Source organism: Novosphingobium sp. TK71, from assembly GCF_055361505.1.
On record NZ_CM143962.1, the window covers coordinates 1,437,447 to 1,461,634 of the forward strand.

Consider the following 24,188-nt stretch of genomic DNA (forward strand, 5'->3'; position numbering starts at 1 on the left):
CCCGTCGATTCCGTCTAGCTGTAGATCGGCAATATCTGCGGCAGGTCCGCGGTTGTCCGTATCCCCGCAGGGGCCGCGCAAACCGCCGGGATGGCGTTCACCGGCCGGTGTGCGGTCAGCCCCGGCGTATAGGCCGCATAGTCCTCCTCGGAGACCGGGAAGGTGATGTCGACCTTGACCGGCGTGTCGCCCTCGGTCGTGATCCTCCAGCCGGATTCCCGCAAGTCCCAAGCATCGTCGATATCGGTGGTCACGTACCAGTTGGCCCGGAACCGCATGACCGGACGCCCCCCGCTCTTGCAGGTGATGGTCGTGCGCATGGCGCCCACCGTGCCCGCCGGTACGGTCCCGGCCGCGATCGTCAGGTCCTGCCGCGTGGGCGAGAGTTCGCCGACCGCCTCGATCTCGTCGACTTCCAGCCCCACAGCATCGGCGATCTGCGAGAGGGAGCTGCCGAAATCGCCCTTGAGGTGCTCGGCCCGCCGCTGGTCGAAGGGGGCCATCGGGGCGGCGAAACCCATGACCTGGAACAGCATTTCCGGCGAATTGCGGCTCGACACGTCGGCATATTCGTCGATCGTGAGAAGCCCGTGCGAACGCTGGAGCGACATCAGCGGAATGGCCAGTGCCTCCGTCACGAAGCCGGGGCTGGAGCCGGTGCTGTAGATCGAGGCATTGCCCGCCTCGCAGGCCGCTTCAACCCGCGCCCGCAGTTCCGGATCCATCCGGGCGGGATTGTGGAAGTCTCCGCGCGTGGTGACGACGTTCTTTCCCGAAGCCAGCAACGCACAGATATCGTCCCAGTCCGTGCCCTGCTGCATGTAGAGCACGCAGTCCGCATCCAGCGCCACGAGTTCGTCGCGCGAATGCGTCGCCCTGATGCCGGTCGGCGGCAATCCGCACAGTTCGCCCGCATCCTTGCCAACTTTGCCGGGAGAGCTGACCCAGAGGCCGACGAGTTCCATGCGCGGATGTTCGATCACGGTTCGCATCGCGCGGCTGCCCACGTTGCCCGTCGCCCACTGGATCACCCGCCAGGTCTTGTCGTGCTCCACCCCGGCCTGTCCGGCCCCGACCTGCGCCATCGATCTTCTCCCGTTATCTTGTCCCGCGAGCAGGCCAGCGCCCCGTCCGCTCCGCAATCCCCGGATGGGAACAAGGCATGCCCCCCGTTCAGGGCGCCATCCAGCTCACCGTATCCTGCCGGGGGTCCAGCGAATCCGCCTTCCAGCGCACGGATCCGAACGGCCTTTCAAGACGTCTGCGGACACGGCTGGCATCGTGGGCGCGATGGTAGGAATCCGCTTCGGCCTGGATTTCGGAATCGGCCTGGGTGAAGCGGTCGCGCAGTCGCAGGTAATCGCCCCAGGTCGGGCAGTGATAGCGTTCGGTCCAGAGCGCCGGATTCGCGATGTCGCGCGCCAGCGACCAGTCGAACCCGCCGTTGCGTTTGCGCATCGACTGCATCTTCATCATGACCGCGTAGAAATCGCGCGCGCGCTCCGGATCGACGTCGTACTCTACCTCGATCACGACCGGCCCGGAACGCATGGTCAGCGCCATGCCCACGGCGGGCTCGTGGCCAAGCGGCACTTCCGAGATGTCCGCTTCCTGGTCCCTGCCGATCGGCAGGATCAGGCCCAGCAGCGCCGTGGCGCCCACCGCGATCCCCGAGGCGATCAGGGCGAAGGCCACGTCATGCGCGGCCGCCACCATCCCCCAGGCCCAGGCGCCAAGCCCGATCCCGGCGGTGATCGCGGAGGAAAACAACGAAAGTGCCCGCGCGGTCACCCAGCGCGGTGCGGAAAGCTGCACGGTCACGTTGAGCATGGCGATGGTCAGGATGTTGCACGCCCCCACGATCAGGAACGCCCCGCAGGTCAGCACGATCTCGTTGCTGAACCCGATGGTGACAAGCGCAAGGCCCGTGCCGACCGCAAATATCCGCACCGCCAGTTCGGTGGAGATCGTCTCCCGGATCTTGCTGACGAACAGCGCGCCCGCCACCGCCCCAACGCCTTGCGCGCCGAGCAGGATGCCGAACGTGGAAGCGTCGCCGCGCAGCAGGTCACGCGCGATCAGCGGGGCCAGCGCCGAAGCGGTCGCGGTGCTGAGACCGAACACCAGCACGCGCACCAGCGCCGTGCGGATCGCGGGGGCATGAAGCGCATAGCGCGCGCCGCCGACGATGGCCCTGTCCATCCGCTCTGGCGGCAGGCGCGAAGGAACGTGCTTTCGCCGCCACAGGAAGAAGGCGACGAGCAGCGGCAGGTAGAGCAGCGAGGTCATGCCGAACACGGCCTTCGCCCCGTAGAGCACGACGATCAGCCCGCCGAGAGCCGGTCCGAAACTGCGCGCGACGTTATAGCTGATCGTGCCCAGCGCCACCGCCGCCGGGAGATGCTGGCGAGAGACCTGTTCGGGGATCGATGCCTGCCAGGACGGGGAATAGAGCGCCACTCCTCCGCCTATCAGCGCACAGAACGCCAGCAGCAGCCACGGCGTGACAAGGCCGAGGAAGGCGATCACCGCCAGCACCGCGGCGCAGAGGGCACTGAAGGTCAGGCCGGTCATGGCAATGCGGCGACGGTCGAACATGTCGGCGATGGCACCGGCCGGAAGCGTCACCAGCACCAGCGGCAGCATCATCGCCGACTGCACCAGCGCCACCATGCTCGGCGAATTGCTGAGCCGCGTCATCTCCCACGCCGCGCCGACGCCGAGGAACAGCTGCCCGAAATTCGAGAACAGGCTGGCGGTCCAGATCCGCCGGAACGTCGGTTCGCGCAAGGGTGCGAATGCCCCGCCGGAATTCTCGTCGCCCTCCATGCCCTCCCTTTCATATTGCCATCTGCTGCGATCTTGTCGCGGCTGCGGCGATCGTCAAGCAGGCGCGCGCAATAGACCTGCGGATTGACCCCGGCCCCGCCGCCGCGATATACTTTCACGTGAAAGCAATCGCCAAGGCGATAGGAAACGGACCTCCAATTGCAATTCCCCGAAGGCACCAGCATGACCGCCGGCAAAAGGCGCCGCGCGCGCCGAGACCGGGAATTCGAGGAGACGAGACCGTGACCGAAGCCTATATCATCGACGCCGTGCGTACGCCCCGAGGCATCGGCAAGATGGGCAAGGGCGCCCTTTCGCAGATGCATCCCGAGCATCTTTCCGCCACGGTCCTCGCCGCGCTCAAGGACCGCAACGGGTTCGATACCGCCGATGTCGACGACGTGATCTGGGGCGTGTCGGCAGCGATCGGCCTTCAGGGCGGCGACATCGGCCGCATGGCCGCGCTCGACGCCGGATACGATTTCCGGGCTGGCGGCGTCACGCTCAACCGCTTCTGCGGTTCCAGCATCACCGCCACCAACCTCGCCTCGGCGATGATCATGTCCGGCATGTCCGACCTGATGGTGGCAGGCGGGATGGACATGCTGTCCTACGCCAACGCACACGGCATGAAGATGCGCGAAGCCGGCGTCGGCAGCGCAGGCATGGGCGCCGGCAATCCCCGTCTCCAGGCCAAGCACCCGCAGACCAACCAGGGCATCGCGGCCGATGCGATCGCCGCCATGGAAGGCATCAGCCGCGCGGAACTCGAAGCCTTCGGCGTCGAAAGCCAGCGCCGCGCCGCCGCCGCGATCGCGGAAGGCCGTTTCGACAAGTCCACGATCGTCGTGAAGGACGATGAGGGCAACATCATCCTCGACCATGAGGAATACCCCCGCCCCGACACGACGGCCGAAGGCCTTGCCCAGCTCAAGCCCGCCTTCGAGATGTTCTACAACATGCCCTCGGCACCCGGCGGCAAGACCTATGTCGAACTGATAAATCAGGTCTATCCCGACCTCGAGGTCAAGCCGATCCACCACGTCGGCATCTCCTCCGGCGTTGTCGACGGTGCTTCGGCGATCCTTCTCGCCTCGAAGGACTATGCGCAAAAGCATGGCCTGAAGCCGCGTGCCCGCATCGTCGCCATGGCGGAAATCGGCGATTGTCCGACCCTGATGCTCAACGGCCCGGTACCGGCTGCGAAAAAGGTTCTCGCCAAGGCAGGTCTCACCAAGGACCAGATCGACGTATGGGAAGTGAACGAGGCTTTCGCCGTCGTCGTCGAGAAACTGATCCGCGACCTTGACCTTGACCGTGCGAAGGTCAATCCGAACGGCGGCTCGATCGCGCTCGGCCATCCCATCGCGGGAACCGGCGCAATCCTCATCGGCACCGCGCTCGACGAGCTCGAACGCACCGGTGGGCGCTACGGCCTCATCACCATGTGTGCGGCCGGCGGCATGGCGCCGGCCATCATCATCGAACGCGTCTGAAAGCGTCAGGCAAGGAGCATTGAGTGGCAACCGAGGCGGAAGAAAAGTTGACCGGCAAACTGGGCGAGGCCCTGAACGACCGCGACATCAGCACGCGGCGGCAGGTGGGGCTGCGCATGACGGTGATCTCCCGCCTCCAGCGCAACAATTTCGATCGCAAGGTGACGACGCTGAACGTCACCCGCTCGCAATGGGCGATGATCGCGGTGGTTTCGCGCTATCCCGGCTCCACCCAGCGGACCATCGCGGAATACCTGGAGATGTCGGAAGCCTCGGCCGGGCGCCTGATCGACCGGCTCTGCGCCGAAGGACTGCTGGAACGCCGGGACCGCGTGGACGACCGCCGCGCGCGCGCGGTGTACCTCACCGATGAAGCCCGCCCCTTGCTCGACCAGCTCGGCGAGATCGCGAACGAAAGCGAGGAACGCATGTTCCACGGATTTTCCGACGCCGAGGTGGAGCAACTGCGCGACTATATGAACCGCATCTACGACAACGTCAGCCGGGGATGAAAACAGGGGCGCTTCCGCCCCTTTCTCTCATCCCGGATACGATACGAAAAAGGGCGGCACCGGGGTGCCGCCCTTTTTCTGTTTGAAGGCCCGAAAGGCCTGCTTCGCGAAGCTTACTTCGCCGAAGCAATGTCCTTCTTGGAGAGCGAGGTCGTGAGCTTGCCGTCAACGTTGGCGAGGCTCGAAGCCGGAACGGTCACGAGGCGGCCGTTGAGGATCACCTGCGGATTGCCGTCGGCAGCAACGCGGTAGATCGGGGCCAGGCGATAGCCGTTGGCGGCATAGAGCATCTTGCCGGCGGTCAGGTCGACCGGAGCGGCAGCTTCCTCGGTGACGGCGCGGACCGACTGGGTGGTCTCCGCGAAAGCAGCCGGAACGATGGCGAAAGAGGCAACCGAGGCAGCAGCGGCAAGGGCAACGAACTTCTTCATGAGGTATCTCCGGAATTCTGTCGTTCTGTTGAGGTCCTCTCAACTTACTAACCTAGGTTAGGAGTTGCTGTACAAAGAGTCAATTGCGTTTTGCGCATGCGGCAGAGGATTTTTCGCAACCATCGCTCCGGCGCGGAATGCGGGGTGCAGGCATGCTTCGCAGTGCAGCATGAGGTCATCGCACCGGCGTACCGAGGCGGCGGCGCGCGGCATGATCGTGGGCACGATGGCGCGCGGGTTGCCAGTCTCCGGCTTTGCGCTCAAATCGGAACCAGCCTCGGCGGGGCGCGGTTTCCTGCCTTACGAGACCGAAAATACAGATCAGATCACAAGAGAAAAACGGGGACAGGCAGCAGATGTCGACAAAGGTCATGCAGGGGGTTCGCGTCCTCGAAGTAGCGCAGTTCACCTTCACGCCGGCTGCCGGCGCGATCCTCGCCGACTGGGGCGCGGACGTCATCAAGATCGAACATCCGGTGCGCGGCGACACCCAGCGCGGTTTTCTCAACATGGGCGGCGTGCAGCTCGATCCCCTTCGCCACACGCTGTTCGAACACCCCAATCGCGGCAAGCGCAGCGTCGGCATCGACCTTTCCACCACGGAAGGTCAGGAACTGCTCTACGAACTCGCCAAACAGTGCGACGTGTTCCTCACCAACTACCTGCCGCAAGTGCGCCAGAAGAACCGCTTCGACATCGAGCACATCCGCGCGGCCAACCCGAAGATCATCTACGCGCGCGGCAGCGCCTGGGGCGACAAGGGCCCCGAACGCGAAAAGGGCGGTTTTGACGGCACGGCCTTCTGGTCGCGCAGCGGCATTGCCGACTGCATGACGCCGCCCGAATTGCCCGGCCCGCTTTCGCAAGGCATGCCTGCCTTCGGCGATTCCATCGGCGGCATGTTCATTGCCGGCGGCATTTCCGCCGCCCTGTTCCACCGGGAGAAGACGGGCGAAGCTGCGGAACTGGACGTCTCTCTGATGAGCACCGCGGCATGGGCCTCGGGCGCCAACATCGCGCAGGCCGTCGAAACCGGCGTCATCACCAGGAACTCGATGCCCAGCTCCGGCGGCAGCGCCAAGAATCCCTTCATGGGCAACTTCTGGACCTCCGACGGACGCACGATCAACTTGTGCATGGTCAGCCCGACCGGCCTGATCCGCGATACCTTCGAACACATCGGCCGCCCCGAAGCGGCAGATGACCCCCGCTTCCAGGATGTGCTCAGCCTGATCGAGAATTCGAAGGCCGCCAGCGAGATCCTCATCGAAGCTTTCGCCAGCAAGCCCTTCGCCTACTGGCGTGAACATCTCAAGACGCTGAAGGGCCAGTGGGCGCCGATCCTCAACCTGCTCGAACTCGCAGGCGACGAACAGGCGCTCGCCAATGACCTGCTGGTCGAAGTCGAGGCTGCTGACGGCGGCGAGCCGCTCAAGCTGGTGCGCGGCCCGGTGCAGTGGAACGGCGAGGCGCTGGAGACGACGCGTTCTCCGCAGGCCTCCGAACATACCGAAATCGTGCTCATGGAAATGGGCGTGGAGTGGGACAAGATCGAGGAGCTCAAGGCCAGAGGCGCGATCGCCTGATCGCCCCTCGCCCCGCCTCCAAGCATACAAAGACAAGGAACTGCGACAATGAAGCCTGGAACCCGTCTGAAAAGCGCCGCCTGCGACACCGAGGTCATGGTGATCCGCTGCGCCGACGGTACGATCGAATGCGGCGGCGCCCCGATGGGCGAGGCAAAGCCTGCCGAACCCGCCCCGCTCGCCGCCGATTTCTCCGCCGGCACCCTGATGGGCAAGCGCTACGTCGACAGTGACGGCAAGTACGAACTGCTCTGCGTGAAGCCCGGCAAGGGATCGCTCTCGGTCGATGGCGTGGCCCTGGTCGTCAAGGACGCCAAGCCGCTGCCGGCCTCCGACTGACCCCGGCCAGCCTCCCGCAAGCGCTTCAAGGCACGAACGACCAGATGAACATCGCTCTCCTTCTCGAAATGGCGGCAGAAGCCGCGCCCGACCGCGTCGGCCTCGTCTGCGAGGGCAAGCGCTGGACTTATGGCGACCTGCTCGCCGCGGCCAGGGGCGCCTTCGAACTGATCCGGCAAAGCGAGGCCGAATACGTCGCCCTGCTCGACGAAAGCAGCGAAGCGGCGGTGATCGCGGTGTTCGGCGCAGCCCTCGCGGGCGTGCCCTATTGCCCCCTCAACTACCGCCTGCCCGACGCCGACCTCGCCGCCCTGCTCGGCCGCATCTCCCCCGCGCTCGTCATCGGCGATGAAGAGCGCATCACCCGCATCGGCGGCGACCAGCAGCACATCGTGCTGTCACGCGAAGAGTTCGCGCTCAAGGCGCAGGAAACCGTTCCTGCCGACGATGCACGCGAATACGATCCCGGCGCCGACGAAGCGGGAAGCGGCGTGGCGATCCAGCTCTTCACCAGCGGTACGACGGCGGCGCCCAAGGCGGCGATCCTGCGCCACTCCAACCTGCTGGGCTACATCCTGGGGACCATCGAGTTCGGCTCCGCGGACGAAGCGGATGCCGCACTGGTCGTGGTGCCGCCTTACCATATCGCGGGCATCTCCGCCCTGCTCTCGTCGATCTATGCGCTGCGCACGATCGTCATGCTCCCCGCCTTCTCGCCCGAAGGCTGGCTGGAACTGGTCGCCGGCGAACGCGTCTCCAATGCCTTCGTCGTGCCGACCATGCTCTCGCGCATCATCGAGGCCATGGAGCGCGCGGAAAAATCCGACGTATCCAGCCTGCGCGCAGTCGCCTATGGCGGTGGCAAGATGCCCATCGAAGTCATCCGCAAGGCTCTGGACCTGTTCCCCACGGCGGGCTTCACCAATGCCTATGGCCTTACCGAGACCAGTTCGACCGTCGCCCTGCTCGGCCCGGAAGACCATCGGGAAGCGCTGGCTTCGCAGGATCCGAAAGTTCGCGCCCGGCTGACCTCGCTCGGCAAGCCTATCCCGACGGTGGAGATCGAGATCCGGGGTGAAAGCGGCGAAGTTCTTCCCGCCGGCGAACCGGGCGAGATCTACGTGCGCGGCGAACAGGTTTCGGGCGAGTACAAGGAAAAGAGTGCGCTCGATGCGCAGGGCTGGTTCCCCACCCGCGACGCCGGCTACATGGACGAGGACGGCTACCTGTTCCTCTCCGGCCGCGCGGACGACGTGATCGTGCGCGGCGGCGAGAACATGTCGCCCGGCGAAATCGAGGACGTGCTGCTGACGCATCCCGCCGTTGCGGATGCCTGCGCCTGCGCGATCCCCTCGATCGAATGGGGCGAGACTGTGGGCGTCGCCATCGTCACCCGCGATGGTCATACGGCGCCGGCCGAAGCGGAAATCAAGGACCTCGTCCGGGCCCGCCTGCGATCCTCGCGCGTGCCGGAGAAGATCGTGTTCGTCGCCGAGCTGCCCTATAACGAGATGGGCAAACTCCTGCGCCGCAAGGTGAAGGAAGTCCTTGCCGACTGACGCCGAAGCCGAAGGCCCCGCGATCCCACTGGCGCGATGGGCCGACCGGCAATTGGCGGCGCTTGCCCGCGATCATGGCCTGCCCCGTCTCGGCGGCGCTACGCTGCTTGGCGAACGGGGCGCCAACGGCGGCTATCGCATTTCCGGCAAGGTATCGGCGGGTCTGGGCGGCAGCCGCCTGCTGCCCACGCGCGACGGTGGCTGGTTCGCGCTCACCCTGATCCGCGAAATCGACCGTGAACTGCTGCCCGCGCTGTTCGGCAATGCCGACCTGGCAGTAGAGGACAGCGATGCGATCGCCGCAAACGTGGCGCGGCATGATTGCGCAGATCTTGTCGAACGAGGCCGGTTACTGGGCCTGCCGGTCGCCAGCGCGGACGAGGTTCCTGCCTCCGCCCCGATCGAGGTTCTCGAACTCGGGCCGCACCGCAGCCGCGCTGCCGGGCATCGTCCGCTGGTGGTCGATCTCTCCGCCATCTGGGCCGGGCCGCTCGCCGGACATCTGCTCTGGCAGGCAGGGATGGAAGTGGTGAAAGTCGAAAGCCGCACCCGCCCCGACCTCATCCGGCGTGACGATCCGGCCACCTTCGATCTCATCAACCAGGGCAAGGCAAGCGTACTCGTCGATTTTGGCTGCAGCGCCGAAAAGGCCCGGCTGATCGACCTGATCCGCCGCGCCGATATCGTGATCGAAAGCGCCCGGCCGCGCGCGCTCCTGCAACTCGGTATCGATGCGAATGCGCTCGTGCGCGAAGTGCCGGGGCTGGTCTGGCTCTCCGTCACCGGCCACGGAGCGCGGGGGGAGCCTGCGAACTGGGTCGGCATCGGCAACGACTGCGGGGTGGCCGGCGGCCTCGCGCGCGCCATGGCCGAAGTCACCGGGGAAATCGGGTATGTCGGCGATGCCATTGCCGATCCCCTCACCGGGGTGACTGCCGCGCGTGAAGCCATGCGCGCACTGGAGGAAGGACAGGCGCGTCGCATCGGCCTGTCGATGAGCGCGATCGTCGCCATGGCCCTTGCGGAAGAACGGGCGCACGATCCCGCGATGCTCGAATCCGAACTCCACGGCTGGGGAACCGGTATCGGACGCCCGTTTCCGGCATGCCCGCGAAGGCCTTTGACCGCCCCGGTCCATTCCCTCGGTGCCGATACCGCAAGGATCCTGCGCGAGACGGTGCAATGCTGATCCGCGATGCCGAAATCCAAGGCGAAGGCCGCGCCGACCTGCGGATCGACGGCCACCTCGTCACCGCCATCGGAACGCTGGAGCCGCGCGCCGGCGAACCTGTCATCAAGGCTCATGGCGGCGCACTGCTGCCGGGCCTCCACGATCACCACATCCACCTTGCGGCATTGGCGGTGCGGGATGCATCGGTGCCTTGCGGCCCGCCCGAAATCACGGATATCGGGGGGCTTTCCGCCGCACTTTCGCAGCCCGGAAAAGGCTGGCTGCGCGGTATCAATTTTTGCGAGAGCATAGTCGGCGGCACCCTTCCGGATGCGCGGATGCTTGACCGGATGGTCCCTGACCGTCCCGTCCGGCTGCAACATCGCACCGGACGGATGTGGTTCCTCAACAGCGCCGCGCTTGCCGAACTGCTGGACCGCGCCGCTCCGCCTCCGGGGCTTGAGCGAGAGCATGGCCGCTTTACCGGCCGGCTGTTCGATGAGGACCGCTGGCTACAGGATACGCTGGGAAGCACCCCGCCCGATTTCGCGGCCGTCAGCGCCCGGCTTGCGGCATTCGGCGTGACCGGGCTCACCGACATGTCTCCCGGCAACGATCCCGGGATGGCGCGGCATTTCGGCCAAGAGGTCGCCGCCGGGAAACTCAAGCAGAACACCGTGCTTGCCGGAGCGCTCTCGCTGGCGGGCGCTGCGCAGGAAGGGTGGCGGCTGGGACCGGCCAAGCTTCATCTCCACGAATCCGCGCTTCCCGATTTCGACGAAACCTGCCGCTGGATTTCGCAGGCCCATGCCCAGGGACGAGCGGTCGCCGTTCACTGCGTGACGGAAGTGGAACTCGTCTTCACGCTCGCACTTCTGGAGGCGAGCGGCAGTCTTGACGGCGACCGTGTGGAACATGCCTCGATCGTTTCTCCCGATCTCGCGGCAAGCATGGCGGACCTCGGGCTTCATGCCTGCGTTCAGCCGCAATTCGTCCATGAGCGCGGCGATCGTTATCTTGCGCAAGTCGAGCCGCGGCACCACCCGGACCTCTATCGCCTGCGCAGCCTGCGCGATGCGGGAATTGTCCTCGCCGGAGGAAGCGACGGACCTTACGGCAGCGTCGATCCATGGGCCGCGATGAAGGCCGCCGTGCGCCGCCTCACCCGTTCCGGGACGCCCTTCACCCCTGACGAGGCGCTGACCGCCGAGCAGGCACTGGCGCTCTATCTGGCCGATCCGCTGGATCTTTCCCGCCGCCGCCGCATTGCCGTTGGCGAACCGGCCGATCTCTGCCTGCTCGCACGCCCCTGGCATGAAGCGCGAGAGCGGCTGGACAGCCATGATGTGCGGATCACCGTGGCTTCAGGACGGGTCATCCACCAGCGCGTCGACCAGCCCCCAGTCGAGCGCTTCGCCCGCACTGAGACGGCGACCGCTTAGCACCATCAGCAAAGTCCGCTGGCGCCCGATACGGCGGCTCAGGGAAACGCATCCGCCCGCTCCCGGCAGGATGCCCATCGCCAGTTCCGGCAGCTGAAACCAGGAACGGCGCGTGGCGACGATGCGTGCGGCGAAAGCGGCCAGTTCCAGCCCGGCCCCCACGCAGGCGCCGTCGATAAGGACTTCCATCCGATTTCTGCAATGCACCGCCTCCCGCGCCGGCAGCGTCATGCTGCGGATCGCGTGAGCCATGGCGGGATCGGTGGTCGTTCCGAATTCCGAAAGTTCCGCGCCGAGACTGAACGCCTTGCCCACGGCGCGCAGGACCACTTTCGCGATCGTGGAATCGGCATTGGCGAGGGCAAATGCCTCGTGAAGAGCATCCCGCATCGTTCGGTCGATGGCATTGCCGGCCTCGGCACGATCCAGCGTGACCGTCAGCACATCGTCATCGCGCGACAGTTGCACCCCGCCTTCGCGAGGAACGACTTCGGCGCGAGGTCTACGGGAAATCCACAGCCGATGCGCGTCACTTCCCTGCAGCGCCGCGTAAGCGAGCGATTCGGCCGCCAGCGCATCCTCGTCCGGCAAGTGCGGCACAAGGCGCAGCAACTGCGTGACGATTCGGGCGGCAAGCGGTTGCGCGGCGATTGATCGCACGATCGCCCCGGCATCGAAACGCGGTTCAATCAAAGTGTCGAGTCGCGCAGCCAGGGCATGATCCCGCGAACCGATGCCAATCACCGGCACAGACGGGAGTCTCACGCCTGAAACATCATCCGTTTCCGAGCCAAGATCGACAAAGACGAACGGACGGTCCCGCACATCCCCGACCATAGACAAGTCACTGATTGGAATGGATATATCTTGAGACATCATGCGAGAAATTCAGCATTTCCACGGCTCGTTGGGCTTCGGTCATGCATGGACCCGGCGCCGGACTATGGCCAGCCCGCCGCACAAAAATTACGCCTGAACGCAGAGTTTCGTCCAAAAATGCGCAGATTTCCAAGGTTCCCGCATTTCCCGTGCGAGTGATCCTCCATCGCGTGTGCGAAGCCTATTGAAGCATCACCAGCTTGATGATAACCAAGCTTAGCAAAAAACGAGTCAGGCTCAGTTTTATAGAGACCGACTCGCGGAGAGAAGTGAGTTCACAGCAACCACACCTGAGGGAGGAGAGACCTCATGCCTGGAAAGACGACGTCATCGAACAAGGCGAAGATCGCCCGCCGCGTCATCGAAGTGCTCGAATATTTCGACGATGCCCACCGCGAAGCTACCGTCATGGATATCGTGCGGCGCTACAACCGCCCGCAATCGAGCACTTCCGAATTGCTTTCTAGCCTTGTCGAACTGGGACTTCTTCACAAGGACCCCTATTCGCGCGCTTACAGCCTCACGCCCCGCGCCGCGCTGATCGGCACTTCGGGACAGCCCGAACTCGTGCGTGACGGCCGCATCGTTCGCCTGATGGACCGACTGGTGGCACAGACCGGCCTCTCGGTCGCCCTCACCTCGATGGTCGGCCTTGACGCCCAGATCGTCAACTGGCGCCATGGTCCGCGCGCACTTGCCGCAACCCGCGAACTGGCGGGCGGCCTCAAGGAACCGCTGGCACGCAACGCCGCCGGCATGCTCATGCTTTCGACGATCACCCGCCAGCGCTGCGAAGGCATGGTGCGCCGTCTCAACGCCGAAGCGGACGAACAGTCCAAGTTCCAGTTCTCCGACATGATGGCCCGCATCGATGCCTGCCGCGATCCGCGCTACCTGTTCGGCGTTGCCGGCTTCGGCAGCGGCGCGGAAGCCCTTTCCGGGCTGGTCCCGCGTCAACCCGAAGGGCACCCGCTGGTCATCAGCCTGATCTACGGCAAGGACGACAGGGTGAACCCGGAGGCCCTGCTGCAATCGCTGAGCGATGCCATGCGCCACTGCCTGCCCGATCCCGCTGTCGCCGCCGAACCGGAACAGCTTCCGCACGCCGCATGATGCGCGCCTGATCGGGTCGCACCATCAGAACCGAAGGCCCCGCAAGTTCGCTTGCGGGGCCTTTTTCTCATGCCGATTGCAATGCCTGCCCTGCGGGCTTCAGGCCTTCTGCATCCTTGCACTGCGGCCCGTATCCTCGTGGCGCATGAACATCTTCATGATGTCGCCCGAGGTGACGGGGCGGGTCTCGTCCGCATCGACAGGACGCTCGCCCGCGGAAGACTTCGGACGGGTATCGACACCGGCCGCCTTCGCCCTTTCGCGCAGCGCGCCCACGGTCAGTTCCTCACGCGTGAAGTGTTCGAAGGGATCGAAACGGAACCAGCGCATGGCGTTTCCATGCGTGATCTTGTCGATCTGCGTCTCGGTCAGGTGGTTGATCGAGGGCCACAGGTTTTCCGGCACTTCCGGCCAAAGCGTATCGGAATGCGGATAATCGCATTCGTAGGCGATATTGTCCTCGCCGATGAAGCGGATGTTCTGGAGACCGAATGCATCGTCGATAAAGCAGTTCAGGAAGTGACGCCGGAACATCTCGCTCGGCTTCATCTTCTGGAACCGGGAATTGGTCCAGGCCTTGTGCCGCCAGTTCGAGAAATCCGCGCGTTCGGTGAAGTAGGGCACCCAGCCGATCGAGCCCTCCGAAAGGGCAATTCGCAAGTCCGGATATTCGTGCAGCGCCTCAAGCTGGAGCCAGTCGGACGCGGCATAGGCGATCGACATCGGCATGGTGGAAATCCACGCCTCGATCGGCGTTTCCATCGAGGCATGCGGTGCCGGATTTCCGCCGCCGATATGGAGGCAGATCGTCATGTCGAGATCGTTGATCGCCTTGTAGAACGGATCCCAATAGGCATTGTGGATGCTCGGCAAGCCCTGGCAGGTCGGGTTTTCGCTGATCGAGACGGTATGGCAGCCCTTGTCGGACACCCGCTTCATTTCGGTCAGGGTCGCATCCATGTCCCAGGTCGGCAGGATCGCACAGGGGATGAAACGCCCCGGATAGGCGCCGCACCACTCGTCGATATGCCAATCGTTGTAGGCACTCATGTGCACCCTGGCGAGATCGCGGTCCGCCACCCGGTGAAGGCGCCCGCCGGCAAAGTCGAACACGCTGCCGAAATTGAGCGATGCGGCAACGCCGTTGACGTCCATGTCCTTCACGCGCTCATGCACGTCATAGCAACCGGCGCGCAGCTGATCGAGCGAGGTCGGCTCCATGCCGTATTCCTCGAACGGGCGGCCGACCACGGCATTGAGCCCCACGGACGGGAATTTCTGCCCCTGATAGACCCAGAGATCCTTGCCATTCTCATCCTGGACCAGCTTCGGAGCGCTTTCCAGCGCGGCACCCGACAGGTGGTTGCGAAACATGTCCGGCGGCTCGCTGATGTGATCGTCAACGCTGATCAGCACCATGTCGTTCATCTGCATTTCAGCACTCCCGTCCTGATTGCCGGACCGGATCGGTTCCGGCGGGCGCATCTTCACGGCGCCTTGAGCATGGAGCGTATGCTTCCCCCTTCCCACCGGCCAGCGTGATCGCAGCGCGTCCGGATGAGGCCGCCAGCTATCGCGCGTGCGATTGCATAGCCGCACCGATTGAATGCAGCCGCGAGGTATGATGAGGACCGGGAAACACCAAAAACGAAAAGCCCCGGGGAAAGCCTGAAATGAACTTCGACCTCACCGACGAACAGGGCATGATGCGCGAAACCTTCGCGCGCTTCCTCGACGAGAACTCCAGCGCCGCCCATGTGCGCAAGGCACAGGAAACGCACGGCTTCGACGCCGCGATGTGGGCCGGCCTCGCCGAACTCGGCGCGTTCGCCATGCGCGTTCCCGAAGAAGCGGACGGCATGGGCCTTGGCCTGTTCGATGCCGGCCTGCTGATGGAAGAAGCCGGTCGCACGCTCGCCTCCGGCCCGCTCGCGGAAGCCCTGGTGGCAACCCGCCTGCTCGGCCTGCTGGGCGGCCAAGATGATTTGCTTGCAAGCGCAGTCGGCGGCGAAACGGTCGTGACCATCGCCATGCAGGACATCGCGCAGTTCCCCAGGCAATGGGTCGCGGGGGGTCTCGTTGCCGGCGCGGTGATTGCCCGCAAGGGGGACGACGTCGTTCTCGTCACAGTGCCCGACGAAGCACGGATCGCCGAACCCAGTCTCGCTTCCACGGCGATCGCCGAACTCGACCTTTCGGCTCTGCCCGCAGCGGTGCTGGGCAGCGGCAAGGACGCCCTGGCGCTCTTCGCCGCCGGCCTTGAGGAATGGAAACTGCTGATGGCGCTGGCACTGTCAGGCCTCAGCCGCGCCGCGCTGACGATGGCTGCGGAATATGCGGGAGAACGCAAGGCGTTCGGCGTGTTCATCGGCACCTTCCAGGCGCTGTCTCACCCGATGGCCGATCTCATCTGCGAGATCGATTCCGCCAAGTTCCTGGCGTGGAAGGCCATGCGCTCGATCGCCGACGGCGAAGCCGCAGCCGGCGCGCAGATATCGCTGGCCGCATGGTATGCGGCAGGCGCGGCCGGGCGCACCGTGCGTCATGCCGTACAGACCTTCGGCGGCATCGGCCTCACCACCGAACACGACGTCCACCTCTACAACTTGCGCGCCAAGGCCTGGCCGCTCGTTGCGGGCGACCCCGAGGACTGGCTGGCCGAAGCCGGGCGCCGTCTCTACGCCGGCGAAGCGGCCAGCCTGCCCGACGTGGGCGATGTGCCGGTCGAATTCGACCTGGGCGAGGATGCCCGCGCAATCCAGCAGGAAATCCGCGAATTCTTCGCCAAGAACGTCACCGATGAACAGCGCGAGAAGTTCCACTTCTCATGGGAAGGCCACAATCCCGTCATCCACAAGCAGTTGGTGGAGGCCAACCTCGCCTACCTGCAACTGCCCAAGGATATCGGCGGGCGCGGCCTCAGCCCTTATGCGGTTACCGCCGCGCGCGATGCCTTCGAGGAAGAGCATTGGAACAATCCGGTCGCCAATGTCGCGCAGATGGTGGCGCTCATCATGTACCGCTTCGGCACCGACGAACTGAAGCGCGACGTGCTGTCCAAGGTCATGGCCGGCGAGGCGATCTGCTCGCTCGGCTATTCGGAGCCCGGCTGCGGATCGGACGTGTTCGCCGCGCAGTGCAAGGCGACCCAGCTTGACGACGGTTCCTGGCGGATCGACGGCACCAAGATGTGGACCAGCGGCGCCAACCTCACCGACTATGTCCTGATGCTCTGCCGCACCGATCCCGATGCGCCCAAGCACAAGGGCCTGACGATGTTCATCGTGCCGCTGAAGGCTGAGGGTGTCACCGTTCAGGGTGTCCACACCTTCATGGACGAACGCACCAACATCACCTTCTACGACAACGTCCGCATTCCCGACACCTGGCGCCTGGGCGGCATCAATGCCGGCGGCCGGACCATGGCGGCCAGCCTCGAACTCGAACACGGCGGCGGTTTCGCCAAAGTGCAACGGGCGATGCTCGAAAACGCCGTCGAACTCTGCAAGGAAATTCCCGTGGCCGGCGGCGGCAAGCTGATCGAGACCGCCAAGGCGCAGAGCAGGCTGGCACGCACTTACGCGAATGTGCTGGCCTCGGAACTGATCGCCTACCGCGCGAACTGGACGCAGGTGCACGGCAAGGGCAACGGCGCTTATGGCCCGATGGCGAAGATGTTCTCGTCCGAACTGTTCATCACCGACTCGCGCGACCTGCTCGACCTGACGGCGCCCTATTCGCTGTCCAAGCGCAAGGGGGCCGCCAATGCGCTCAACCTCGCCTATCGCCACGCGCACGGGACGACCATTTACGGCGGCACCAGCCAGGTGCACCGTTCCATGATCGCGGAAAAAGGCCTCGGCCTGCCGCGCTCGCGTAACTAAGGCGCGGAACCGAAGGACATACGATGACCGAAGAAGCACCGCACCTTCTGACCGAGGAACAGGACGGAATCCTGATCGCCACGCTCAACCGGCCCGACAAGCTCAACGCCATCAGCCGGCAGATGATGGATCTCCTCACCGAGGCGGTCCTGCACTTTCGCGAGACGCCCGAACTCAAGGTGATGCTGATCCGCTCGGCAGGCCGGTATTTCAGTTCCGGCGCGGACCTGCGCGGCGGCAACCAGAACATCGTCTCACCCGTCTCCACCGGCGGCAGCGCGCGCGGCATTCGCGAGAACCACCGGCTCAATCTCAACAACATGCAGCAGTTGTGGGATGAGATCGAGCATATCGAAAAGCCCTTCGTTGTCGCGCATCATGCCATGTGCGTCGGCGGCGGACTGGAGATGAGCCTCTCGTGCGACTTCCGCCTCGCCGCGAAAAGCGCCGCCTATGCCTTCCCCGAAGGCCTGTTCGGCGTACTTCCGGCGTCCGGCGGGGTCTCGCGCCTGACACGCATCTGCGGGCCGCATTGGGCGCGCTGGCTCATCATGGCGAACAAGCCCGCCCCGGCGGACATGGCCCTGACCATGGGCCTCGTGCATCAGGTCTATGAGGACGAGACGTTCGAGGACGACGTCATGGACTTCTGCCGCCATCTTGCCAAACAGAACCCGGAACAGATGGGCGCGGCGAAAGTCGCGATCGAGCTTTGCGCCGAAGTGGGGCGCGATTCTGCCCGCCATGTCGAACGCATGGCCAACAGTGCTCTCATGCTCAACCCGGACTACATCCGCGGGATGGAGCGGTATCTCAAGGGCGTTGGCGGCAAGGGTGCCGGCAGCAGCGGCAAGGGCTGAACTCCAGCCCTGATCCGGAGAATGCAGGCAGGGCGGGAGAGCGATCTCCCGCCCTGCTTGCATTCGCAACCGTAAATCGCGAAAACAGCCTGCTTCTCAGCCTTCGGCCCTCGCCCGCTCCCGCGTATCGCGGATCGCCAGTTCGATGAGCCGCGCATTGATTTCGAGCAGGCTCTCTTCCCGCCTCCCCGGCAAGGTGCCGAGCACGCGGTGGAGTCTTCTGTCCGTGGCCAGGGTGATCGAACGTTCGATACCCGTCATCAGCGTGGTCGCCATCAGAACCGCTGTGTCTCCCAGCACGCCGCGAGGGTCCATCTGCGCCACCATCAGCCCGATCAGCGGCCGCGTCGAATTGACGCGCTGGTGCATGATGCGGATGTCGAACTGGTCCGCCATCGAGTTGCGCAAGTGGAGCAGCCCCGTGTGGCGCGACCAGAAATCGTGGTAGGACCGCACGAACGTCATGGACGCCGGTCCCAGTTCGTCGTCCGCCCAATACGGCCGCACCAACGCGAAGTAGTCTTCCTGCGCCGTCCCCATCACCGGTTCGAGCACCGCCAGCAGCAGTTCGGTCAGGTCCGTAAAGTAGTTGTAGAGCGAGGTCATGCCGAGCCCCACCGCGCGCGCCACCGCACCCAGCGTGACCGGCTCGTCGGAGTTCTCGACCAGTTCAATCGTCGCTGCGAGAATGCGTTCGCGCGTGATCCGGCCTTTCCGGCCGAGCTTCTGACCGTGGAGGTTGTGGCTCACCGCGGCGCTGGCATCGGTCACCGCGGCGGCGAGCCGGGGCGGCAGGGCGATGATGCCCTGCTCCTGCCCGCCTTCCGAAACCGGCACTGCCGGCTCCGGTCCGGACTCTTCCGAAAGAGGTCCCACCGAAGCCGGGCCTATGACACCGGGTTTCGCGACGTCAGGCCGCCTGGACCTGGCCGACCGGCCAGGCGAGGATCTTGACGTCGGTGAACTCCTCAATGCCTTCGACACCCCATTCGCGACCCATTCCGCTGGCCTTGTAACCGCCGAAGGGAATATCGCCGGCAATGCACATGCCGTTGTTGATGCTCATCGAGCCCGTGCGTACGCGCTTGGCGATACCGATCGCCCGATTGAGATCGCCCGAGCTTACACCGCCGGATAGGCCATAGGAGCTCTGGTTGGCAATGCGCACCGCGTCATCGTCGTCCTCATAGGGGATCACCACCAGCACCGGACCGAAGATCTCTTCCTGGGCGATGCGCATGTCATTGGTGACGTCGACGAAGCAAGTGGGCTCCACGAAGTAGCCGCCGCCCTTGTCCGGACGGATATTGCCTCCCGCGAGCAAGGTTGCGCCTTCCTCCTGGCCGAGATCGATATAGCTCTTCACCCGCTCCATCTGGCGGCGGGAGATGACAGGGCCCATGATGTGCGCCGGATTGGCGATATCGCCCCAGTTGTCGCCGAAGTTGCCGTAGGCTCCCTTGAGGATCGCCTTGGCCTCTTCGTAGCGGCTGCGCGGAACCAGCAGGCGCGACTGCACGGCGCATCCCTGCCCGGCATGGAACACCAGCATCGCCATGCCCACTTCCATCGCGAAGTTCGGAGCATCGTCCAGCACGATCTTGGCCGACTTGCCGCCCAGTTCGAGGAACACGCGCTTCAGCGTGGGCGCGCCCTGCTCCATGATGCGCTTGCCGACGCCGGTGGAGCCGGTGAACGAGATCAGGTCGACGCGCGGATCGGTGACGAGCATTTCACCCGCCAGCGCCGGATCGGCGCCGAACACCACGTTGATGACACCATCGGGGAAGCCGGCTTCCTTCGCGAGTTCCCCGAAGATCGCGCCCATGCCCGGCGTGTCCGGCGCGGGCTTGAGGATCACCGTGCAGCCCGCCAGCAGCGCGGCCACCATCTTGCCGATGTTGACATAGAGCGGAACGTTCCAGGGCGTGATCGCACCGACCACGCCGATCGCTTCACGCACGCCGACGCGCTTGTGAACCATGCCGAAGGCGGACTTCTCGCCGTAGTCCTTTTCCCATTCGAGATTGTCGAACACGGCCATGTAATCGTCCCAGCCGTCCATCGCCATGCCGACATGGGCGCGGCTGACTGCACCCTGCGCCGCGCCGGCTTCGTTGATCGCCAGTTCGGCAAGACGCGGACGAGCAGCCTCGAACAGGTCGCGGTACTTCTTCACCAGCGCCACGCGCTTCTCGATGTTGGTCGACCAGTCGCTCTCGTCGAAGGCGCGGCGCGCGGCGGCGATCGCGGCATTCACGTCGTCGGCCGTGGCGTCGGCCGCCTTGCCCACCGGCTCACCGGTCCATGGGCTGACGACGTCGAACGTCCCGCCATTGCTGGCGCCGCGCAGTTGGCCGTCGATAAAGAGCTTGGCTTCGGGAAGAATGGTCATCGTCTGATCCTTGGCGGAAATAGGGTCTTGCAGAAGCTGGGCGTCGTTCATGGGTGTCTCGCTCCGACCGACACGTGGGTCACGCGCACGTCGGCCGGCAGGTCGATCACCGAGCGGAACACGCCGGTCACGTTCTCGGTATTCGAGATCGGGCGGGCGCGCAGGTCGATGCCGTTGGCCGCGCATCCCTGGTGGAAGCGCATGGCCGCATCGGGGTTCCATCCGGGCGCGGTCTTGCCGGCCTCGTACATAGGCCCGGCGCGCACCGTGGTGACGCGGATGCCGGCGGGTTCCAGTTCCTCGACCAGGGCCTCGGTAAAGCGTTCGAGCGCCGCCTTCGTGCACTGGTAGAGCGAGAGCATCACGAACGGCACGGCGATGGATTCGCTGCCCACGTTGATGATCTGGCCACCCTTTTCCAGCATCGGAATGGCCGCGCGGCAGCAATAGATCGGGCCGTTGAGATTGGTGGCGATGATACCGTCGATCTGGGCGTCGGTCGCCTCGGCCACCGTGAACGGTTCATAGATCGCGGCATTGTTGATCAGCACATCGATCCGGGGGTGCTTTTCGGCAATGGCGGCAAAAGCCTTGCGCACGGAATCGGCGGAGGCGACATCGCATTCCACCGCCATGGCAGTGCCCCCGATTTCGTCTGCCAGTTCCTTCACCTTGGACAGCGTGCGGCCCAGCAGGATCACGGTTTCCCCTTCACCGGCGAAACGCCTTGCCAATGCGCGGCCAAGCCCCGCACCGGCGCCAGTGATCACGATCGTCTTACCCACGCATCCTCCCAGATTACGGCTTTCGAGTGCCGATCCTTGCCGGCACGATTTCCTGAACACTAACCCTTGCGCAAGCCGCCGCCTATCGCGGCCACGATGGTTCGACGGGAGCGTCCCGGCGATGCCTTCGCGCTGCCCGGTTCACCCTTGGCCGGAGGCGTCCGACGCGCGGTTGCGCGTCAGGTTCAAGCGCATCTTTTCCAGCATTTCGAGCATACGCTCCTTGTCCCCTTCGGGCAGTCCCTCCAGCGCCAGATCGGCGGTTTCCTCCGCCAACGGCTGGAGCTGTTCCAGCAGTTCGCAGCCGCGCGCAGTGAGATAGAGCCGCCAGGCCCGCCGGTCCGCCGGATCCGCCCGGCGTTCCACCAGGCCGCCATCCTGCATGCGATCGATCATGCGCCCGGCCGTGATCGGCTCGACTTCGAGAATTTCGGCAAGGCCGCCCTGGTTGATGCCTTCCATGCGGTGCAACACGCTGAGCACCTGCCACTGCGGACGGGTGACTCCTATCGCCCTCGCCCGCTCATCGAAAGAACGGCGCATCAAGCGCGCCACTTGCGAAAGGACGGTGCCGATCCTGCGTTCCATCGGCAGCAAACTAGTAGGCGTGCTTAGTATTGGCGAGCGAATTCATGCAGGCCTGCAATCGACCGCCCCGGCGCTACATCCTGCCGCTACACCCCCGGCGACGCGGCCATGTCCACGATCAGACGCGAAAGCGTTTGCCGGGCAATCTTCCAGCCGTCCGGGGTTCGCACGCAGGTCTCGTGATAATGGCCATAGCCCGTCAGGGCAAAGTCGCCCTTGATGACACGGTCCTGCATGGCCCAGACGACTTGCGCGATATCACCGTCGATCGTGATTTCGGGCGAGTGAATCTGGTGTGCCGTCTTTGCATCGGATAGCGACTGGCGCACCATACTCACGAAACGGTCCCGCCCTTCCTCGACGGTGCCGCCGGCCGGCCTCGTATCGATTACGCAGTCCTCTGTGAAAAGGCTTGCCCAGCCGTCCCAGTCCTTGGTGTCGAGCAGGCGGCAGTACAAGGCCTTGAGATTGCAGATTGCCAGCCAGTCGGCGAAATCGGGTGCCTGCGTTGCCATCGTGTCTTTCTCCGGTTCAGCCCAGCGCGCCTTCGGCCTCAAGTCGTTCGGCGGCGAGCTTGCGCAAGTCGGCCGTCTTGATTTTCGCGCTGCCGGTTGTCTTGAGATCGCTCTCGGCAACGAACAGGATGCGGCGCGGCACCTTGTAGCTGGCGAGCTTTTCCTTCGCGAAATCGCGGATCGAGGCACCTTCGGGGTTGGTCCCTTCCACCGGAACGATGCAGGTGACGACAAGCTCGCCCAGCAGTTCGTCCGGCACGCCGACCGTCTGCGACACCTTCACTTGCGGATGGGCGCGGATAACCTCGTCGATCTCCAGCGGGGAGACGTTGGCGCCCCCGGTCTTGATGATGTCGTTGAGGCGGCCTTCCCAGAACAGGCGGCCCTGCGCATCGATGTAGCCGCCGTCGGCCGTGCGCAGGAAGCCTTCGCCGTCAAGCGTCTCGTCGAGCGGCACGCCGAGATAGCCCAGCATCAGCGTGGGGCCCTTCACGGCGATCTCGCCGCGCTCGCCAAGCGGCATCGTCACCCCTGTGAGCGGATCGACGACCTTGATCGTGGAGCCCGCAGTCGGCAGTCCATGGGACTTGCCCGCCACTTCTTCCGGTGTGCCCGAAGGGAAGACGGAGATCAGGGTGAACGTCTCGGTATTGCCGAAAGCCTGCGCCGGCTCGCGCCACCGGGTGTTGATCGTGGGGTGCTGCGCACAAGGTGTAGCAGCGTCGATGTAGTGCATCGCCGAAAGATCGACGCTCTCGTAGTTCGGCGCGGCGATGAGCTGGGCCCACTGATGCGGCCAGGCGAGCATCATCGTGGCCCGTTCCGCTTCCATCAGGGTCAGCGCTTCCGCCGCATCGAACCAGCGCTGGAGCACCAGCGACCCGCCCGATCCGAGCGTTCCGCCGAGCGCCATCGAGAAATTGCCCGACCAGAAGAAGCCGTTGGCCGACCATGTGCGCGGCGGCTCGGTAACGGCGTACCACTGCGGCCAGCGCCAAAGCTGCAGGCAGACCCCGCGATGGGCGGAAAGGATGCCCTTGGCCTTGCCGGTGGACCCGGACGAGAAGAACAGCACTCCGGGATCGCTGGGCTGAACGGAGGCGGCAGCCGCATCGACAAGCGCGGGATCGATTGCATCGCCGCGGGCAAGGAACGTGCTCCAGCCCTCGATCGCACCGAGCCCCTCATCGCTGTCGATCACCGCGAGATGACGCAGGAACGGGAACCTTGTCGAAGCCACTTCGCCGGGCGCGGCCGAGCCGATCTGCGGTTCGAGATCGACGAGGATTTGCGCGAAGTCCTTCTTGAGGACGCGGCGTTCGAGCAGCAGGACCGAGCATCCGCCCATCTGCAGCACGGTTTCGAGTTCGGCCGGGGTGAAGAACGTGCTCACCGTCATGGCGACGCCGCCCGCAAGGGCCGTCCCGAACACGCCTGAAAGGAATTCCAGCCGGTTCGTTGCCAGTACGCCGACGCGCGTTCCCTTGCCGACGCCGCAAGCCATGAGCGCGCGGGCCACTTCCATCGATCGTGCCCAGAGATCGTCGTAAGTCCAGCGTTCCACCCGGTCTTCCAGATGGATGACCGCCGCTTCCGCCGGACCATGGCGTGCGGTCACTTCGCGAACGAAACCCCCGAGCGTGAGCGGGCCGATGCCCTGTTCGTCCTCGAGCGCGATCCCGCGCGCGATGGACAAGCCTTCCGTGACCTCGACCATGCCGTCCTCGTCGTATCCTGCGGAAAGGCGCATCGTGCCCCCTTCCTTCTCCCATGAAGGTCGGAACGGCGGCCGGTTCCCTCAAAC

Annotated in this window: 21 protein-coding genes; 10 read left to right on the top strand and 11 right to left on the bottom strand. The window is 65.0% G+C overall.

Going from position 1 to position 24,188, the window contains the following annotated elements:
* Positions 1-14: 14 nt before the first annotated feature.
* Entirely contained in the window at positions 15-1,085 is a 1,071-nt protein-coding gene (locus tag ACXJ16_RS06595; RefSeq protein ID WP_185997571.1) for an NAD(P)H-dependent amine dehydrogenase family protein, read from the bottom strand.
* An 88-nt stretch (positions 1,086-1,173) separates the two neighbouring features.
* Positions 1,174-2,829, bottom strand: a complete 1,656-nt coding sequence (locus tag ACXJ16_RS06600; protein WP_132468738.1) for an MFS transporter — start codon at positions 2,827-2,829, stop codon at positions 1,174-1,176.
* 242 nt (positions 2,830-3,071) lie between these two features.
* Here ACXJ16_RS06600 and ACXJ16_RS06605 point away from each other — a divergent pair, with 242 nt between their 5' ends.
* Positions 3,072-4,325, top strand: a complete 1,254-nt coding sequence (locus tag ACXJ16_RS06605; RefSeq protein ID WP_185997573.1) for an acetyl-CoA C-acetyltransferase — start codon at positions 3,072-3,074, stop codon at positions 4,323-4,325.
* Between the two features lie 23 nt (positions 4,326-4,348).
* A complete protein-coding gene (locus ACXJ16_RS06610; RefSeq protein WP_054441481.1) occupies positions 4,349-4,837 on the top strand; it encodes a MarR family winged helix-turn-helix transcriptional regulator in 489 nt (162 codons plus the stop codon).
* Between the two features lie 113 nt (positions 4,838-4,950).
* On the opposite strand, the gene ACXJ16_RS06615 is transcribed toward ACXJ16_RS06610, so the two are convergent.
* Positions 4,951-5,268, bottom strand: a complete 318-nt coding sequence (locus ACXJ16_RS06615; RefSeq protein ID WP_054441479.1) for a hypothetical protein — start codon at positions 5,266-5,268, stop codon at positions 4,951-4,953.
* Between the two features lie 356 nt (positions 5,269-5,624).
* Between ACXJ16_RS06615 and ACXJ16_RS06620 the strand changes: the two genes are divergently transcribed.
* From ACXJ16_RS06620 to ACXJ16_RS06640, 5 genes are read left to right on the top strand one after another with little or no spacing between them, the layout of a single operon-like run.
* Positions 5,625-6,854 (top strand): CaiB/BaiF CoA transferase family protein, encoded by a 1,230-nt coding sequence (locus ACXJ16_RS06620; RefSeq protein WP_443477808.1) that lies wholly within the window; start codon positions 5,625-5,627, stop codon positions 6,852-6,854.
* A 48-nt stretch (positions 6,855-6,902) separates the two neighbouring features.
* Positions 6,903-7,193 (top strand): hypothetical protein, encoded by a 291-nt coding sequence (locus ACXJ16_RS06625; protein WP_054441477.1) that lies wholly within the window; start codon positions 6,903-6,905, stop codon positions 7,191-7,193.
* Between the two features lie 44 nt (positions 7,194-7,237).
* Entirely contained in the window at positions 7,238-8,752 is a 1,515-nt protein-coding gene (locus ACXJ16_RS06630; RefSeq protein WP_324694683.1) for a class I adenylate-forming enzyme family protein, read from the top strand.
* Positions 8,742-9,941: a CoA transferase gene (locus ACXJ16_RS06635; RefSeq protein WP_324694681.1), complete on the top strand. Its 1,200-nt coding sequence runs from the start codon at positions 8,742-8,744 to the stop codon at positions 9,939-9,941. The genes ACXJ16_RS06630 and ACXJ16_RS06635 overlap by 11 nt, the downstream gene beginning before the upstream one ends.
* Positions 9,935-11,365 carry an amidohydrolase family protein gene (locus tag ACXJ16_RS06640; protein WP_324694679.1) on the top strand — a complete coding sequence of 477 codons (1,431 nt, stop codon included), beginning with the start codon at positions 9,935-9,937 and terminating at the stop codon, positions 11,363-11,365. The genes ACXJ16_RS06635 and ACXJ16_RS06640 overlap by 7 nt, the downstream gene beginning before the upstream one ends.
* On the opposite strand, the gene ACXJ16_RS06645 is transcribed toward ACXJ16_RS06640, so the two are convergent.
* Positions 11,288-12,058, bottom strand: coding sequence for an enoyl-CoA hydratase/isomerase family protein (locus tag ACXJ16_RS06645; RefSeq protein ID WP_324694677.1), 771 nt, complete (start codon positions 12,056-12,058; stop codon positions 11,288-11,290). The genes ACXJ16_RS06640 and ACXJ16_RS06645 overlap by 78 nt on opposite strands.
* A gap of 495 nt (positions 12,059-12,553) precedes the next feature.
* On the opposite strand from ACXJ16_RS06645, the gene ACXJ16_RS06650 reads away from it, so the two are divergent.
* Entirely contained in the window at positions 12,554-13,357 is an 804-nt protein-coding gene (locus ACXJ16_RS06650) for a helix-turn-helix domain-containing protein (protein WP_054441468.1), read from the top strand.
* A 99-nt stretch (positions 13,358-13,456) separates the two neighbouring features.
* On the opposite strand, the gene ACXJ16_RS06655 is transcribed toward ACXJ16_RS06650, so the two are convergent.
* Positions 13,457-14,791, bottom strand: a complete 1,335-nt coding sequence (locus ACXJ16_RS06655; protein ID WP_324694674.1) for an amidohydrolase family protein — start codon at positions 14,789-14,791, stop codon at positions 13,457-13,459.
* Positions 14,792-15,030: 239 nt separating this feature from the next.
* Here ACXJ16_RS06655 and ACXJ16_RS06660 point away from each other — a divergent pair, with 239 nt between their 5' ends.
* Both ACXJ16_RS06660 and ACXJ16_RS06665 read left to right on the top strand, forming a co-directional pair.
* On the top strand, positions 15,031-17,241 hold the full coding sequence (locus ACXJ16_RS06660; RefSeq protein WP_324694672.1) for an acyl-CoA dehydrogenase family protein: 2,211 nt from the start codon (positions 15,031-15,033) through the stop codon (positions 17,239-17,241).
* A 23-nt stretch (positions 17,242-17,264) separates the two neighbouring features.
* Positions 17,265-18,101, top strand: coding sequence for an enoyl-CoA hydratase/isomerase family protein (locus ACXJ16_RS06665; protein WP_324694670.1), 837 nt, complete (start codon positions 17,265-17,267; stop codon positions 18,099-18,101).
* Between the two features lie 96 nt (positions 18,102-18,197).
* On the opposite strand, the gene ACXJ16_RS06670 is transcribed toward ACXJ16_RS06665, so the two are convergent.
* The 6 genes from ACXJ16_RS06670 to ACXJ16_RS06695 form a co-directional block, all read right to left on the bottom strand.
* Positions 18,198-18,938 (bottom strand): TetR/AcrR family transcriptional regulator, encoded by a 741-nt coding sequence (locus ACXJ16_RS06670; protein WP_231636192.1) that lies wholly within the window; start codon positions 18,936-18,938, stop codon positions 18,198-18,200.
* A gap of 73 nt (positions 18,939-19,011) precedes the next feature.
* Positions 19,012-20,496, bottom strand: a complete 1,485-nt coding sequence (locus tag ACXJ16_RS06675; RefSeq protein ID WP_463921647.1) for an aldehyde dehydrogenase family protein — start codon at positions 20,494-20,496, stop codon at positions 19,012-19,014.
* A 47-nt stretch (positions 20,497-20,543) separates the two neighbouring features.
* Complete coding sequence (locus tag ACXJ16_RS06680; protein ID WP_185997583.1) at positions 20,544-21,281, bottom strand: SDR family oxidoreductase; 738 nt, start codon at positions 21,279-21,281, stop codon at positions 20,544-20,546.
* A gap of 141 nt (positions 21,282-21,422) precedes the next feature.
* Positions 21,423-21,869, bottom strand: a complete 447-nt coding sequence (locus ACXJ16_RS06685; protein WP_054441723.1) for a MarR family winged helix-turn-helix transcriptional regulator — start codon at positions 21,867-21,869, stop codon at positions 21,423-21,425.
* An 86-nt stretch (positions 21,870-21,955) separates the two neighbouring features.
* Positions 21,956-22,384, bottom strand: a complete 429-nt coding sequence (locus ACXJ16_RS06690; RefSeq protein ID WP_463921649.1) for a nuclear transport factor 2 family protein — start codon at positions 22,382-22,384, stop codon at positions 21,956-21,958.
* A gap of 16 nt (positions 22,385-22,400) precedes the next feature.
* Positions 22,401-24,134 (bottom strand): class I adenylate-forming enzyme family protein, encoded by a 1,734-nt coding sequence (locus ACXJ16_RS06695; RefSeq protein ID WP_324694664.1) that lies wholly within the window; start codon positions 24,132-24,134, stop codon positions 22,401-22,403.
* Positions 24,135-24,188 lie beyond the last annotated feature (54 nt).